This window comes from Paraburkholderia sp. RL17-337-BIB-A (genome assembly GCF_046025895.1).
GTDB classification, from domain to species: Bacteria; Pseudomonadota; Gammaproteobacteria; order Burkholderiales; family Burkholderiaceae; genus Paraburkholderia; species Paraburkholderia fungorum_C.
In genome coordinates this window covers 1,027,067-1,041,825 of the sequence record NZ_JARESY010000002.1, presented here as the reverse complement: position 1 = coordinate 1,041,825, position 14,759 = coordinate 1,027,067, and the positions used below count along the sequence as shown (strand labels likewise).

Genomic DNA, 14,759 nt, shown 5'->3' with positions numbered 1-14,759 from the left:
TTTTCAAACACAATCGGTTCCTCAGCTGGCAACGGTCGACCAATCCGGCCGGACGGCCGCTTTGACCGTCGCAGAACGGCAGTGCAGCCCCGAAACAGACGGCCAGCTGCTATTGGAGACCGTTCCGCATCCGAACCAAAATGAGTTCTTGGGATTCGCCTGGAAACATCGAACCGACCCAACTTCAACTGTGGCAGACTAACTTGTTACAGTTCTGACCTGCCGACGCGGATAACGCACTTTCTCCGCTTGGCGTGAACCGGCTCGACGGCGGAGACCAGCAGTCGAACCTGACTATGAGGTCCGTGCAGTCGTGGATAGCAGCTTCGAGGTCTTGGGAAAGGACGGCGACCGTGCCTTCTTCAGGACATGGCAAGTAAACGTCGACGGCACGCGAACTTCCGTGCTGTCCAAATGGTCCACCGGCGAGCCCCCGACGGCTGCCGGCGAGGATCGCCTGTCCCACGAATACGCCTTAAAGGACCAGCTGGATAGTGCATGGGCGGTGCGGCCGCTGGAGCTTGTGCGTAAAGGCGATCGGACCGTGCTGGTATTCGAGGACCCAGGCGGCGAGCCACTCGAGCGGCTGCTAGGCACGCCGTTCGAAACGGCCCGGTTCGTGCGGCTGGCGGTCAGCATTGCCGCGGCGCTCGGCGAAGTCCATCTGCGCGGCCTTGTCCACAAGGACCTCAAGCCGGCCCATATCCTTGTCGACGAATCAACCGGATCGGTGCGGCTCACGGGGTTTGGCCTCGCCACACTCCTGCCGCGCGAGCGCCAGTCGCCCGCACCGCCCGAGACCATTGCCGGCACGCTCGCCTACATGGCGCCGGAGCAGACCGGCCGGATGAATCGCTCAATCGATGCGCGCAGCGACCTTTACTCGCTCGGCGTCACGTTCTACCAGATGCTCACCGGCTCGCTGCCGTTCACTGCATCTGAGCCGATGGAGTGGATCCATTGCCATATTGCGCGAAAGCCGGTACCACCGAGCGAACGGGTTAAGCGCGTTCCGGCGCAAGTCTCGCGCATCGTCATGAAGCTGCTCGCCAAGACGGCCGAGGAACGCTATCAAACGGCGGTTGGCCTCCAGCATGATCTTCGCCGTTGTTTGGCTGCATGGGAAGCGGTTCGCCAGGTCAATCCATTTCCGCTGGGCGAACGCGACATCCCCGACCGGCTGCGGATCCCCGAAAAGCTGTATGGGAGAGAGCGCGAAATCGCGACCTTGCTCACTGCCTTCGATCGTGTTGTCAACGAAGGTACTCCGGCGTTGGTGCTGGTCTCCGGCTATTCCGGTGTCGGCAAGTCCTCCGTCGTCAATGAGCTGCATCAGGTGCTCGTGCCGCGCCGCGGGCTCTTCGCATCAGGCAAGTTCGACCAGTACAAACGAAATATCCCTTATGCGACGCTGGCTCAGGCCTTCCAGAGCCTTGTCTCACAGATTCTCGGCAAGAGCGACACGGAGATGGGCCAATGGCGCGCCGCATTACAGGAGGCGCTGGGTCCGAATGGCCAGCTCATCGTCACTCTCGTCCCGCAGCTGGCTCTCATCATCGGTGAGCCGCCCCCGCCCCCTGACCTTCCGCTACAGGATAAGCAGGCCCGGTTCCAGATGGTATTCCGGCGTTTCCTCAGCGTGTTTGCCAGGCCGGAGCACCCTCTAACGCTGTTCCTCGATGATCTGCAGTGGCTGGACCCGGCAACCCTTGATTTGATCGAGCATCTGATTGCGCACCCGGACGTGCGCCACTTGCTGCTGGTCGGGGCCTACCGTGACAACGAGGTCGGTCCCGCGCACCCGCTAGCGCGAACGCTGGCGAGACTCCGCGGCGCCGGCGGGCGGGTGCGGGAGATCGTGCTGGCGGCCCTGGGCCCGGAGGATGTGGCAAGGCTGCTGGCGGATGCGCTGCACATGGAGCCCGGGCGCGTACGACCATTGGCTGAACTGATGTTCGAGAAGACGGCTGGTAATCCGTTCTTTACGATCCAGTTCCTGCTCGCCTTGGCCGAGCAGGAACTACTGACATTCGATCCCGGCATGGCGGCCTGGACGTGGGACCTGCCCCACATCCGCCTCAAGGGATTCACCGACAACGTCGCGGATCTCATGGCGGCGAAGCTGAGCCGCCTGCCCCGAGCGACTCGGAAAGCCCTGGGACACCTGGCCTGCCTGGGGAACGTCGCCAACGCGGACACACTCGCTCTGGTGCACGCGGAGGGCGAGGAGGCGACGCATGCGGCGCTGTGGGACGCCGTGCGTTCCGGCCTCGTCATGCGCTCGGATAGCACCTATACATTCCTCCACGACCGTATCCGGGAGGCGGCGTATGCGCTCATCCGCGAAGACGCGCGAGCGATGGCGCATCTCCGGATCGGCCGCGTTCTCGCGGCCCGGACGCCCGCGGAGGACCTCGAGGAAAACATCTTCGATATTGTGAACCAGTTCGGACGCGGCTCGGCACTGATCAACACGCAGGAGGAGCGCGAACGGGTCGCCCAGTTCAACCTTATGGCTGGCAAGCGTGCCAAGGGGGCAACCGCTTATGATGCGGCCCTGCAGTATTTCACCGCCGGCCGCGCGTTGCTGGCAGAGACCGGATGGGAACAGTGCTACCGGCTCACCTTCGACCTCGAACTCAACTGCGCCGAGTGCGAATACCTGATCGGAGAGTCCGCACCGGCGGGACAACGGCTCGCCATGCTGTCGATTCGCGCACAGACCACGGTTGACGCTGCGGCCGTTACCTGCCTGCGCATCAATCTCTACACTACCCTGGACCAGAGTGACAGCGCTGTCGAGGTCGGCGTGGAGTATCTCCGCCGGGTTGACGACCGGTGGTCGTCGCACCCAATGGCGGAGGACGTTCGCCAGGCCTATGATCGACTATGGCAACACTTGGGGGAGGGCTCGATCGAAGCACTGCTTGACCTGCCGCTGATGAGAGATCCAGAGCGATGCGCGACCATGGATGTGCTTACGGTGCTCACATCGCCGGCCTTGTTCACCGATTTGAATCTGTTCCGGCTGGTCGTCAGTCAGATGGCGACCCTCAGCCTGGAGCATGGCAACAGCGACGGATCATGCCTCGCCTATGCGTGGCTGGGCGGCGTCATGGGGACGTACTTCGGCGAATATCATGCCGGGTTCCGCTTTGGCAGGCTTGGCCTGGACCTGGTGGAGAAGCGTGGGCTGGAGCGCTTCAGGGCCCGCGTCTACCTGGTCTTCGCCGTCCATGTTGCTCACTGGACGCAGCCCTTGCAGACGTCTCTCGCCTTCCTGAGGCGTGCCTTTGAGGCGGCGCTGGAAGCCGGCGACCTGTCTTATGCAGCCTATAGCTGCATCGACGTGATCACAAACCGAATCGCCACCGGAGATCCGCTCAGCGACGTCGAGCAAGAGGCCGAGCATGGGCTCGAATTCGCGCGGAAAATAGGGTTTGGTCTCGTGTGTGACTGCATCACGGGGCAGCTCAGGCTCATCCGGATGCTCCGTGGACAGACACCGGAGTTCACCTCCTTCAATGACGCGGAGTTCGACGAGCACCGCTTCGAGCAACGCCTGGAGAACAATCCCCGGCTGGCCATTGGCGCGTCCTATTATTGGATTCGCAGGCTGCAAGCGAGCATCTACGGCAGCGACGAGGCATCTGCCATGGCGGCTGTATCAAAAGCGGCTCCGCTGCTCTGGACGACTCAGACCCAATTTGAATCGGCTGAATACCATTTCTATGGGGCATTCGCCTGGGCGGCGCATTGCGATTTGAACGGGCCTGAGCAGCGACCTCAGCACCTGGAGGCGCTGGCAAGTCATCACAAGCAGCTCGCGGTCTGGGCAAAGAACTGTCCCGCAACGTTCGCGAACCGCGAGGCATTGGTTGGCGCCGAGATTGCACGACTCGAAGGCCGGGACCTGGACGCGATACGCCTCTATGAAGACGCCATCAGACTGGCGCGTTCGGATGGTTTCATCCAGAACGAGGCCTTGGCCCACGAACGCGCCGCAAGGTTTTGTACGGCGCGCGGCTTTCCGACGATGGCTGACGCGTTTCTGCGAAACGCCCGGCGTTGCTACCTGAGCTGGGGCGCCGATGGGAAGGTGCGGCAACTTGATCAGCTCTATCCCCAACTGAGCGAGAAAGAGCCTGTAGCCGGGCCGACGAGCACGATCCGGGCACCGGTCGAACATCTGGATCTCGCGACCGTGCTCAAGGTGTCGCAAGCCGTTTCGGGCGAGATCATGCTGGACAAGCTGCTCGACACGCTCATGCGTACGGCTATCGAGCATGCTGGAGCCGAACGAGGCCTGTTGATTCTCTCACACGGGTTTGAGCAGCGGATCGCGGCGGAAGCCGTAACGGATGGCGATGCAATCGTCGTACGGCTGCGCGACCAGGCCTTGAGCGCAACGGCGCTGTCCGAGGCGATCGTCCAGACTGTCCTTCGCACGCAGGAGGCCATGATCCTCGACGACGCCGCGGCCGAACCCGCGTTTGCCACGGATCCTTACATCCGGCAGCGCCACGCCCGGTCCATTCTCTGCCTGCCCCTGGTCAACCAGAGCAAGCTCATCGGCGTGCTCTACCTCGAGAACAACCTGGCTGCGCGCGTGTTCACGCCGACCCGGATCTCGATGCTGCGACTGGTTGCATCACAGGCGGCGATCGCGCTGGAGAACACCCGTTTGTACCACGACCTCGCGGAGCGCGAAGCGAAGATTCGGCACCTGGTCGATGCCAACATCATCGGGATCTTCTTCTGGGACCTTGCCGGTCCCATTCTCGGGGCCAATGACGCGTTTCTCCGGATTGCAGGATACGACCGCGAGGATCTCGTCGCGGGTCGCCTGCACTGGACCGAGCTGACGCCCCCAGAGTGGCGCGATCGGCATGAACGCAGGTGGACTCCTGAACTCAAGATGACCGGGAACCTGCAACCCTACGAAAAGGAGTACTTCCGGAAAGACGGCAGTCGTGTGCCCGTGCTCGTCGGCTCGACGAGCTTTGATGAAGCCCGGAACCAGGGTGTCGCCTTCGTGCTCGATCTGACCGAGCGCAAGCGGGCCGAAGAGGCCTTGCGCGTGGTGCAGATGGAATTGGCGCACGCGAACCGTGTCGCCACCATGGGGCAACTCACGGCCTCGATTGCCCATGAAGTAAAGCAGCCCATCGCCGCGACGGTCGGCAACGCCGAGGCGGCGCTGCGCTGGCTCGGCCATCGACCGCCGGATCTGAATGAAGTACGCGACGCGCTTTCGCGCATCGTCAAGGAGGGTCAGCGCGCAAGCGAGGTCATCGGCCGGATCCGTGCCCTTGTCGAGAAGGCGCCGCCTCTGACGGATCGCCTGGACATCAACGAGGCGATCCGCGAGGTGATTGAACTCACCCGTGGCGAAGCCGTGAAGAACGATGTCTCGGTGCGGACAGAGCTCGCGGATGGTTTAGCGCTCATTCACGGCGACCGGGTCCAGCTGCAACAGGTGCTCCTGAATCTGATCATCAATGCCGTCGAGGCCATGGCCGAAGTCAGCGAGGGAGCGCGAGAGCTGTTGATCAGGACCGGGGAAGTCGAGGCGGGCTACGTGCTGGTTGCGGTGCGGGATTCGGGCCCGGGGCTGGACCCGAAGCGCGTGGAACGCCTGTTCGAGACCTTCTACACGACCAAGACCAGCGGGATGGGCATGGGCCTGACGATTTGCCGTTCGATCATCGAGGCTCACGGGGGGCGGCTGTGGGCCTCCACGAATGAACCACAGGGTGCCGTCTTTCACTTCACCCTGCCTGTAGGACGGGACGTCGTTTGTCCCGAGCACGGCCGGCCAGATGCTGTGGCATGACGTTGCGGGTCCGGAGAGCGAACCCGGTCCGTTCTTGGCGACCGTCAACGTGACTCGTGTGATCGCCTCTTCGGACTGTCGGCCTGGCTCGATGGTGTTCGCAAGGGTTTCCCCCTGAAGTCGAGATCAAGCAGGCGCTGGTTGCACGAGGAACCGAAGCTGTTCAACGGCTACCGGGTTCGTCGTGCTGCCGCACCGAAAGCGTGCCCAGCATGACCGGCGCGTTGGCCAGCAGGAGCGAAGGGAAACGTGTTGCACTGCTGCTCGACGATGGGCAAAGCGGCCGTCCACCAGGATTGCTCGACCGTCGTGGGCTGAGGAACCTAGCTCGTCAACGCTGGACCCCGCACCAGTGCCTCATCCGGCGGATCCGTGACAATTGATTTCAATGCCACCCGGCTAGCCACCAGTTTGCTGAGATCGGGCGTGGGTCGCCGCAACGCATCGTCCCGGCTGAACGCGCGTTCAAGCGCTTGAGCGATATCCAGCACGCGACGATCACCCCGAAACCGTCCCACGAGCTGGAGCCCAAACGGCATTCCGGCATGGTCCGTGCCGCTCGGCAACGACAACGCGGGATTGGTGAGCAAGCTCACCACGTAGGTCAGTCCCAACCACCGATAGTAATTCTCGAGCGCGCGTCCATCCATTTCCGCGAGATAGAGCTGTTGCCATGGAAACGGTGAGACCGAACAGGTCGGCGAGACGATCAGGTCGTAGTCGTCGAACACCGCCTGGAAGCGGCGAAATATCCGGGTCTGCTCCGCATGCGCCCACACAGCGTCACCGAGCGACATCGCCAGTCCCATCTCATAGTTGGTCCGCGTATTCGGTCCGAGCAGGTTGGGGTCGCGCTCGTAGATTTCCTTGAAGCTCGCGATGAAGTTTTGCGCGCGGATCACGTCGAAACAGCGGTCGACCTCGCCCAGCTCGAAGCTCACCGGTTCACAGACGCCGACATAGCGTGACAGCGCCACCATCTTCGCGCGAAACGTCTGGCGCGTGGCGTCCGATACCTCGCACACGCCGAAGTCTTCTGTGTAGCCGATTCGCAGCGTGTTCAGATCCACGTCCCGGGCCCGCAGGATGGTGCGGAAATCGCACTCGACACCGAGCGGCTCGCCGCCGTGCAGGCCCACCATCGCTGCCATTTGCAAACGCATGTCGGCAACATTGCGTCCCATCGGCCCCGATACCGTCAGCGGCGACCAGCCGAGCAAACGGGTGTCGCCCGGTACGAGGCCAGCAGAAGGCCGAAATCCCACGACACCGCAAAGCGCGGCGGGAATGCGCAACGAGCCACCCGTATCGGACCCGGTGCACAGGGGTAGCATGTCAGTTGCCAAGGCGACGGCGGAACCGCCCGAAGAGCCGCCGGCGTTCAACGCGGGATCGAAGGGATTGCCGGTGGCTCCCCATACCGCGTTCCTGGTATTGGCGCCCGCGCCCATTTCCGGCGTGTTGGTCTTCGCGGTCAAGATTGCGCCCGCCGCACGCAAACGCGCGACCATCGCGTTATCGTGCGAGGGCACGTTGTTGCGAAAGATCGGCGAACCGTAGGTGGTCAACAGACCGGCGGTCTCTTCCAGATCCTTCACGCCAAGCGGCAGTCCGTGCAGCAACCCCAGTTCTTCGCCACGCATGACCGCCTGCTCCGCGGCGCGTGCTTCGCTGCGCGCCTGAGCAAAACGCGTCGCCGCGAGCGCGTTGACGCTGGGATTGATGGCTTGCATCTGCGCGATGCAAGCCTCCAGCAGTTCGACCGGCGATAGTTGACGGCTCGCGATCAGGCGCCGGGCGTCCACGGCCGACAAGGTGTTCAAGGCAACGGAATTCATATTCGGTCTTTTGTCGGCTGACGATGAAGGATAATCAGCCGGATCTCCTCGGACGCTGGCTCTCTGCGGCTAGCCATTGGTTCACGTACCCGACCACCGCATCGCGAGTATTCTCCAGATGGCTACGGGTTTGCGCATACACGGCGTCGGCGTCTCTCGCCTCGTATGCTGCCAGAAGGGCCGCATGCTCGCGATTGTTCGATGCCATGATGTCCTGATCCACGTGCATCGAAAGACTCACATACGGACGGGCCGCGCGCGAGAGCGCCTCGCACATGTCGAACAAGCGCGTTTCCGCCTGACTCTTCACCAGATGTTCGTGGAAGCCTTCGTTCAGCAGCGACCACTGTTCCGGCGAAGCGGTCGCCGCCATCGCGTCATGCGCGCCTTTCGCGCCATCGAGATCGGCCGCCGTGATTTCCAGGCACGCGCGCTGGGCAAGCATCGGCTCGAGCATAACGCGCAGTTCATAGATGCCCGTCGCGTCGGCGAGCGTCAGCCCTCTCGTCACGACACCCTTGTTCGGGTCGATCGAAACCAGCCCTTCTGCCCGCAGGTCGCGAAACGCCTCGCGCACCGGCGTCGTGCTGACGTGAAGACGCTTCGCCACTTCTTCCTGACGCAGATGCGTGTTGGCCGGATACAGGCCTTGCAGGATTTCCGCTCTAAGCGTACTCAGCACGTATTGCTGAGCAGTCCGATAGAATCTGGCCAATGCCTACCTCAAAGCGGTCTCGATCCATGCTGCGGTTTGCAGGGTCGGCAAATCGTCGCCCTGTCTGCCCAGCACCTGAAAGCCTAACGGCAGTCCGTCTTGCGATTGCCCCGAAGGCACCGTCACAGCCGGCACGCCGAGAAAACTCCACGGCGCGCAGAACGTCGCGTCGCCGGTATCGGCGAGCCCCCCGGGTGCCGCATCAGTCGCCGGCACCGTCACGAGCGCGTCGCAGCCGTCGATGAAGCCGGCGAATTCGCTGCGCAACCGCCCTTGCAACGCCAATGCCGCTTCGTATTGCTCAGCCGGAACCGCCGCGCCTGCAGTCGTCAGCGCCAACATGTGCTGACTGATCAGGTCCGGATAGTCCGCCGCTAACGGTCCGACCGCACGGGCCGCTTCCACTTGCAGGATGATCTGCAACGCATCGAGCATCGAGGGCATGGCATCGAACGGGTCCAGTTCGACGAGCGTTGCGCCGGCAGCTTGCAGGCGTGCGAGCGTGGCATCGAAATTGGCCTTCTGATCCTCCGTCACACGGTCCCAGAACGGCGTTCGGATGACGCCAAGTTTGCGCGGACGGCGCGCCGTAAAGTACCTCGTCCAGGCATCGAGATGCGCGATCGCATCGGGCTTGGCGTCGACGAACAGCGCGTGGCAGATGGCTGCACCCTCCACGGTCCGGGCAAAGAAGCCGACATGATCCAGGGATGGCGCCAGTGGATGCACGCCCGCCGAAGGCACCTTGCCATGACTGGGCTTATACCCGACCACACCGCAGAAAGCCGCAGGCCGGATCACGGACCCTACCGTCTGTGTACCGACAGCGAGCGGCACGATACCGGCCCCGACCGCCGCCGCCGAACCGCTCGAAGAACCGCCCGGGGTATGAAGCCGGTTCCATGGATTGACTGTTGGCCCCGGTTCACGCCATGCAAACTCGGTCGTCACAGTCTTACCGAACACGATGCCGCCGAAGTGTCTGATCCGCTCGACGATCCACGCATCCTCGGCCGGCCTGAATCCCGCATAAATGGGCGATCCGTAGGTCGTGGGCATGTCATGCGTCGCCATCAGATCCTTGACGCCGATCGGCAAACCGGCCAGCGGCTTGCCCGCAACGTTGCGCGTCTCATAGGAGTCGGGCCGGTAGACAAAGGCCTTCAACCACGGCTCGAATTCTTGCGCGCGCGCCTCGCTCGCTTCGAGTCGCGCACGGCAAGTCTGCTCATCGCCGCGGCTCGCGATCAGCTCAGCCACCAGTGAACGGCTTTCCGCACTCATTTAGCACTGGCCTTGGCAAATGAATTGTCCACCGCGCTATCGTACGTCACGCTGCCTGGCTTGATATTGCCGATGGATTCCTGCAGGTCCAGCGCATTGCGGAACGCCTGCGCCGAGATATCGGGCGTCGCCGCATAGATTTTCTGGTCGATCAGACGACCGACTGCGGCCTCGACGACTTTCCTGTCGAGGGTGGGAAACTCCGCGATAGCCACGGCTTTGGCAGTATCAGACGACTGCTGGATCAGTGCTTCCGCCTGCGCGATGGACTTCACGAACGCCGCAACCATCGCCGGCTTCGACTTGATCGTGGATGCCAGCGTATCGATCGTCGAAAAGGCGTAGCCACCAGGATAGTCCTTCGGAAATCCGTAGAGAATCTTGTAGCCCGCCGCAATGCCCTGGTCCACTTGCGGCTCATAGAGTGCGGCCGCAACTGCACGCCCTGCTGTGACCGGCGCCAGTTCAGTACCGATTTGCACCGTGTTCAGGTTCACGCCAGCGATGTTCTCCTGCTTGATTAACCGCTGCAGCAGGTACGTGCTGGTGGTCGGCGGCAACGCCGTGGACACCGTTTTCCCCGCCAGATCGGCTTGGGTCTTGAGGGCCGAACCGGGCGGAGCCACGATCCACACCGGCACGCCGGCTACGACGTTCGCTACATTGACGAGCGATGCGCCCTTCAGATTGGCGAGCGCGGCTGTCATCGGATCCTGCAGGGAAAAATCGGCGTGTCCGCCGATCACAGCGGCGACGCCCTGTGCCCCGCCGCCTGCCGTTACTTTCTGCACATCGAGACCGTTCTGCGCGAAGATGCCTTTGTCGATCGCGACATAGAGCGGTAGATACTGGATCGACTGGAACGCCTGGTAGACGACGACTTTATCCGGAGCTGCCAGCGCGGGCTGGGTCGCCGCGGTCGCGAGCAATGCGCCAGCGGCGCACGCCTGCACGAACCGGTTGGCGAGGAGTCTGTTGCGCAACGACTTGCTTTGCAAACGGCTAGGACGCTGTTTCATCGTTTCGTTTTCCATGAAATGATCTGGCTTTCTGCGAGTTGAACGATCTTGGTCAGCAGGGTCGCCATCAACGTCAGGATGATGATGCCAAGCCATACCGTATTGAGATCGAAGAGCGAGCCGGCAACGAACACCTCGTGACCAAGCCCGGATTGGGACGCGATATATTCACCGACGACAGCACCGATCAAGGCGAAGCCGATATTGATGCGCAGCGTGGAGAAGATCCACGGCAGCGCCCCCGGCACGATCAGCTTGCGAAAGATCATGCCGGGCTTTGCCTTGAATGAAAGAAACAGGTTCAACAGGTCCCGGTCGACCTCCCTCGCCGCCGCGCAGGAAGAAATCATCGCCACCGCGAAGGTTGAGATGCCGGCGAGCCAGACTTTCGACGACATGTCCGAGCCGAACCAGATCACGATCAGCGGGCCTAGCGCAATCTTGGGAATGCTGTTCAGGACCACCGCGAATCCCTCGGTAACACCGGCCACCCGCGGCACGAACCAGAGCAGGAGGCCGAGCCCGATACCGAGACCGCTGCCGAACACGAGCCCCAGGACCGTCTCGTACAATGTCGTCAACGTATCCGTCACGAGGGTGCCCTGCGTCAGCCCCACCTCGGCGGCCTTGTAGATCCCCTCAGGAGAGCCGAACAACTGGCCATTGATCCAGGCATGCCCCGCAGCGACCTGCCAGAGCCCGACAAGCGCTGCCATGATCAGGGCAACGACCGCACCGGTCGTCGCGTTGCCTTTCAAACGGCCCGCGCGCGGCCGCCGACGCGCCGTTCCCGCTGAGATAACCGCATCGCTCATGTCGAGGCTCCTGCATGATGGATAGTATTGCTGCGCAGACCGCCCCAGATACGCTTATGGAAGGTGCGGAACTCCGGTGCCTCGCGGGCCGACACCGCTGTGCGGGGACCCTGGGTGGACAGCTTGACGTCAACCGAGTCTTCGATGCGTGCCGGCCGGCCACCGAGCAGGATCACACGATCGCTCATCGCGATCGCTTCCTCGATGTCGTGCGTGACCAGCACAACGCTCGTACCGGTGCTTTCACGCAAGGACATCACGTCGTCCTCAAGAGCGAGACGTGTTTCATAGTCGAGCGCCGAAAACGGCTCGTCGAGCAGCACAAGCGTGGGATCGACGAGCAGTGTCCGTGTCAGCGCAACCCGCTGCCGCATGCCGCCGGACAACGCATGCGGGTAAGCATCGACCACCGCGGTGAGTCCGTAGCGCGCGAGCATGTCGCGGGCGCGGTCGATATCGTTGCGCGTCACCTTCCTGTAGAGCTCGATACCCAGGAGTGCGTTTTGCAGCACCGAACGCCACGGCATCAGCAAGTCTTTTTGCAACATATAGGCGATGCGGCCCGCGCCGCCGTCCTTGCGACGGCCGACTTCGATGCTGCCCGCCTGCGGACTGAGCAAGCCGGAGATCAGATTGAACAGCGTGCTTTTACCCGCGCCGCTGCGACCGACGATGGACACGATCTCTCCTGCCCCGACGCTGAAGTCCAGGCCGGCGAAGAGGGTCGTTCGCACGCCGTCGTCGGTATCGAATCCATGGTTGAGCCCCGCAACTGTCAAGCGCGCGCCCGGCTTGGGATCATCTCCCGAAGCGGCCGCTGTGAAGCCCGGTGAAATCATTGTGTTCGCTGTGTTCATTGGCATGCCTGGGAAGTAGCGCAAGCGGCAACGCATTGCCGCGCCTCACAGGGACCCGCATGGCAAGCTGCTTAATCGCGCTGAACATGCCGTGCCGGAGATCCGTTGTGCATAATGCACAATGAGTGAAAAAAAAACGCTTCGCAACCTCGCCAAAAAAATAGGGGCTTTCCCGGGGGTTCAACCGGCTCTTTATAGGGCACGCACCGGAGTGGCGCCGTTTTGCCCGTCGAAGTATTAGGACGTCAGCCCCACCCTGATCCCGCGTGCGCAGTTTCGCCCGCCTGAAAACCTCCTCGCAGAGGTGCCAGAACGGCTGGTGTGCTTTGTCGAGGCTTCTTTCAGATGTCGGGGTGGGTGGCCCGTTAGAGATGTCGTGTTTCGTACCACCGTCCGGCAGCTTGCCGCAAGGAGTTGGATCTACGAGACCAAGGAAGGGTTGGATTATTCATTCGGTAGCGTTGCCCGCGGCCGCGACGACCGCAGTCGCTATGAGGGGACGCACACCTCTAACTTTTGCAGGTCGCTAGCATAGCGGTGAACTGTTGTGCGTGCGCCCGATGAGCTCATCGTACTTCTCGATCTGAACGTTGAACGTCTAAACTATCCAACGCCGAGCCAGTTATACGTCTTTTATCACACGTGAATCATTCTTCTCTCGCGCGGGGATAAACAGTCTTTCTGAACGCGAATACTGCCATTGGATAGCTTTCGAGTAAGCGGGTGAGACCGTCTCGTCGAAGACTCGCTTCACATCTTCTGGAACATCGTACGGCGCAGCATCCAGGAGTTGGCTATACAGACGTCCTATCGTCCCCTTCCGACGCTGCCCATATGCATCCGACCAGGAGTACTTCATAACCGCTTGTGGAATCTCAACAGCCTCGCATTGCCCGACGCTTTGGTGGTCGCTGTATTCGACTCCCCAATATGAGGTCGCGAAGTTCGTCGTAGACTTTTCGGTACTTTTCGCTCGTTGCTGGGGACCAACGATAATGAGTAATCTCGCGGCGCCGATTGGTGCGCCAGTCATCTGACAGAAACCGTCACTGAGGATCAACAGCCAGTCTCGGGCATGGGAACCCTGGAACCAGGGAAACTTCATCGGACTCCCATACGCGAAGCAGGCGCATCATCCACATCGCTCGCGAACAGCGGCTTGCGCGCAGACCGTATGAACCGGTCGTTTTGAATCCGTCAGGATCAATGCGGCCTTCGGCAGGCTTCGGCCTGGACTGAGCCTGCAGCCAAAGGTCTGCCGCTCTGCAGCGGGCGCCCGTGGATTAGCGGCTTAGGGCGGCCTGGGCCCGCTGCAGCCACTCGCTGTTGTGTTCGCGGGCGTGGCGTGGCCAATGCCTGGCATCCTGCACAATCTCAGCGTAAAGTTCGCGCGCACGCTGGCGGTCGGCCTCGTCGGGCTGCGCCGCTAGCCAATCGGCGTATAGGCAACGCGGTGCAGCGTCGCTTGCGCTTGCGAGCGCAATCTCGAACGCGGCGCGTGTGCCTGGTGCGCCAATCGCGCCCAAGGCCCGTGCATACAGCAAGGCAGGCTCCGGCTGCCGGCGGGTGAGAGGGTGGGCGGCGAACAGTTTTTCCAGCGCGTCCTGCGTGGCCGAAGCACTGCCGTTCGCAAACTGCGCACGCGCCAGCCCTTGGAGTAAAGCCGGATCGGATGAGAACGGCCCGCTGGCCGCCGCCTGGTAATGTTCCAGGGCTTCAGCGGCCTTTCCTGCATCGAGCAGTGCGGCAGCCAACCGCATGCGATGCGCGACGGTTGGCGCGCGATCGAAATCCGTGCGCGCCTCGCGCACCGCTCGGTTCGGATCGACAAACTGCGAGATGGCCCTCGTTGCCGCCCTTGCCCCACGCGACTGGCGCAGGGAGGGCAAGTAAATGACAAAGAAGTAGACCGCACTGCCAAGGCCAGGGAAAAGAAACAGGATCAGCAGCCAGTACATGTTCTGCTGGGTGCGCACGGCATGCACCGCAAAGAACAGGGCGATGATGACGTAAAGGCTGATTCCGAAGATGCGCATTTACGGGAAGGTCAGTTGTGGGGCGTTGCCGACGGGACGTCAGCGAAACGGCAGAGCGCTATTGTGACAGAAGCGCGCTGCCATGCCTGAGAGCTCAGCGGGACCCTGCCCGCGACCTGGTAGTCAGGCCGGCCCGACAGACAGACAGACAGACAGACAGCAAATGTCCATCATCCGGCCGACGCTATCAGACCGGGCAAAGTGGCGAGTAAGTCAGCCGGTCCTAAAGTCGGAGAACTGACTCAGACGGTACGCATAAAGGACCGCGTCTCGCCCCGCTATCGTATTCGGAAGTCGGGAGCGCGCGTTCGTCATTTCGCCGCATTTGTGGCAGACTGATTTTACGGTTCGGGCCAGTC

The 14,759-nt window shown here is 62.2% G+C and carries 8 protein-coding genes; 1 reads left to right on the top strand and 7 read right to left on the bottom strand.

Annotation, left to right across the window (positions count from 1 at the left end; genetic code table 11):
* Nucleotides 1-313: 313 nt before the first annotated feature.
* Nucleotides 314-5,836 (top strand): trifunctional serine/threonine-protein kinase/ATP-binding protein/sensor histidine kinase, encoded by a 5,523-nt coding sequence (locus tag P0D84_RS25615; RefSeq protein ID WP_408341462.1) that lies wholly within the window; start codon nt 314-316, stop codon nt 5,834-5,836.
* Nucleotides 5,837-6,159: 323 nt separating this feature from the next.
* Here the strand turns inward: P0D84_RS25615 and P0D84_RS25610 are convergent, their stop codons facing one another.
* The 7 genes from P0D84_RS25610 to P0D84_RS25580 all read right to left on the bottom strand — a co-directional run bounded on the left by P0D84_RS25610 (nt 6,160) and on the right by P0D84_RS25580 (nt 14,400).
* Nucleotides 6,160-7,674, bottom strand: coding sequence for an amidase (locus P0D84_RS25610; RefSeq protein ID WP_408341461.1), 1,515 nt, complete (start codon nt 7,672-7,674; stop codon nt 6,160-6,162).
* 34 nt (nt 7,675-7,708) lie between these two features.
* Nucleotides 7,709-8,389 (bottom strand): GntR family transcriptional regulator, encoded by a 681-nt coding sequence (locus P0D84_RS25605; RefSeq protein ID WP_408341460.1) that lies wholly within the window; start codon nt 8,387-8,389, stop codon nt 7,709-7,711.
* 3 nt (nt 8,390-8,392) lie between these two features.
* On the bottom strand, nt 8,393-9,673 hold the full coding sequence (locus tag P0D84_RS25600; protein WP_408341459.1) for an amidase: 1,281 nt from the start codon (nt 9,671-9,673) through the stop codon (nt 8,393-8,395).
* Entirely contained in the window at nt 9,670-10,692 is a 1,023-nt protein-coding gene (locus P0D84_RS25595) for an ABC transporter substrate-binding protein (RefSeq protein WP_408341458.1), read from the bottom strand. Before P0D84_RS25595 ends, P0D84_RS25600 begins: the two co-directional genes overlap by 4 nt.
* Nucleotides 10,689-11,450, bottom strand: coding sequence for an ABC transporter permease (locus P0D84_RS25590; RefSeq protein ID WP_408341457.1), 762 nt, complete (start codon nt 11,448-11,450; stop codon nt 10,689-10,691). Before P0D84_RS25590 ends, P0D84_RS25595 begins: the two co-directional genes overlap by 4 nt.
* Nucleotides 11,451-11,503: 53 nt before the next feature.
* Nucleotides 11,504-12,364, bottom strand: a complete 861-nt coding sequence (locus tag P0D84_RS25585) for an ABC transporter ATP-binding protein (RefSeq protein ID WP_408341456.1) — start codon at nt 12,362-12,364, stop codon at nt 11,504-11,506.
* A 1,283-nt stretch (nt 12,365-13,647) separates the two neighbouring features.
* The gene (locus P0D84_RS25580; protein WP_408341455.1) at nt 13,648-14,400 is read right to left on the bottom strand and encodes a hypothetical protein; all 753 of its coding nucleotides are present in this window, start codon (nt 14,398-14,400) and stop codon (nt 13,648-13,650) included.
* Between the last annotated feature and the right edge of the window lie 359 nt (nt 14,401-14,759).

Coding starts and splice junctions, on each gene's coding strand:
- P0D84_RS25595 (WP_408341458.1), bottom strand. CDS start 10,692: ATGAAACAGCGTCCTAGCCGTTTGCAAAGCAAGTCGTTGCGCAACAGA.
- P0D84_RS25610 (WP_408341461.1), bottom strand. CDS start 7,674: ATGAATTCCGTTGCCTTGAACACCTTGTCGGCCGTGGACGCCCGGCGC.
- P0D84_RS25585 (WP_408341456.1), bottom strand. CDS start 12,364: ATGAACACAGCGAACACAATGATTTCACCGGGCTTCACAGCGGCCGCT.
- P0D84_RS25600 (WP_408341459.1), bottom strand. CDS start 9,673: ATGAGTGCGGAAAGCCGTTCACTGGTGGCTGAGCTGATCGCGAGCCGC.
- P0D84_RS25580 (WP_408341455.1), bottom strand. CDS start 14,400: ATGCGCATCTTCGGAATCAGCCTTTACGTCATCATCGCCCTGTTCTTT.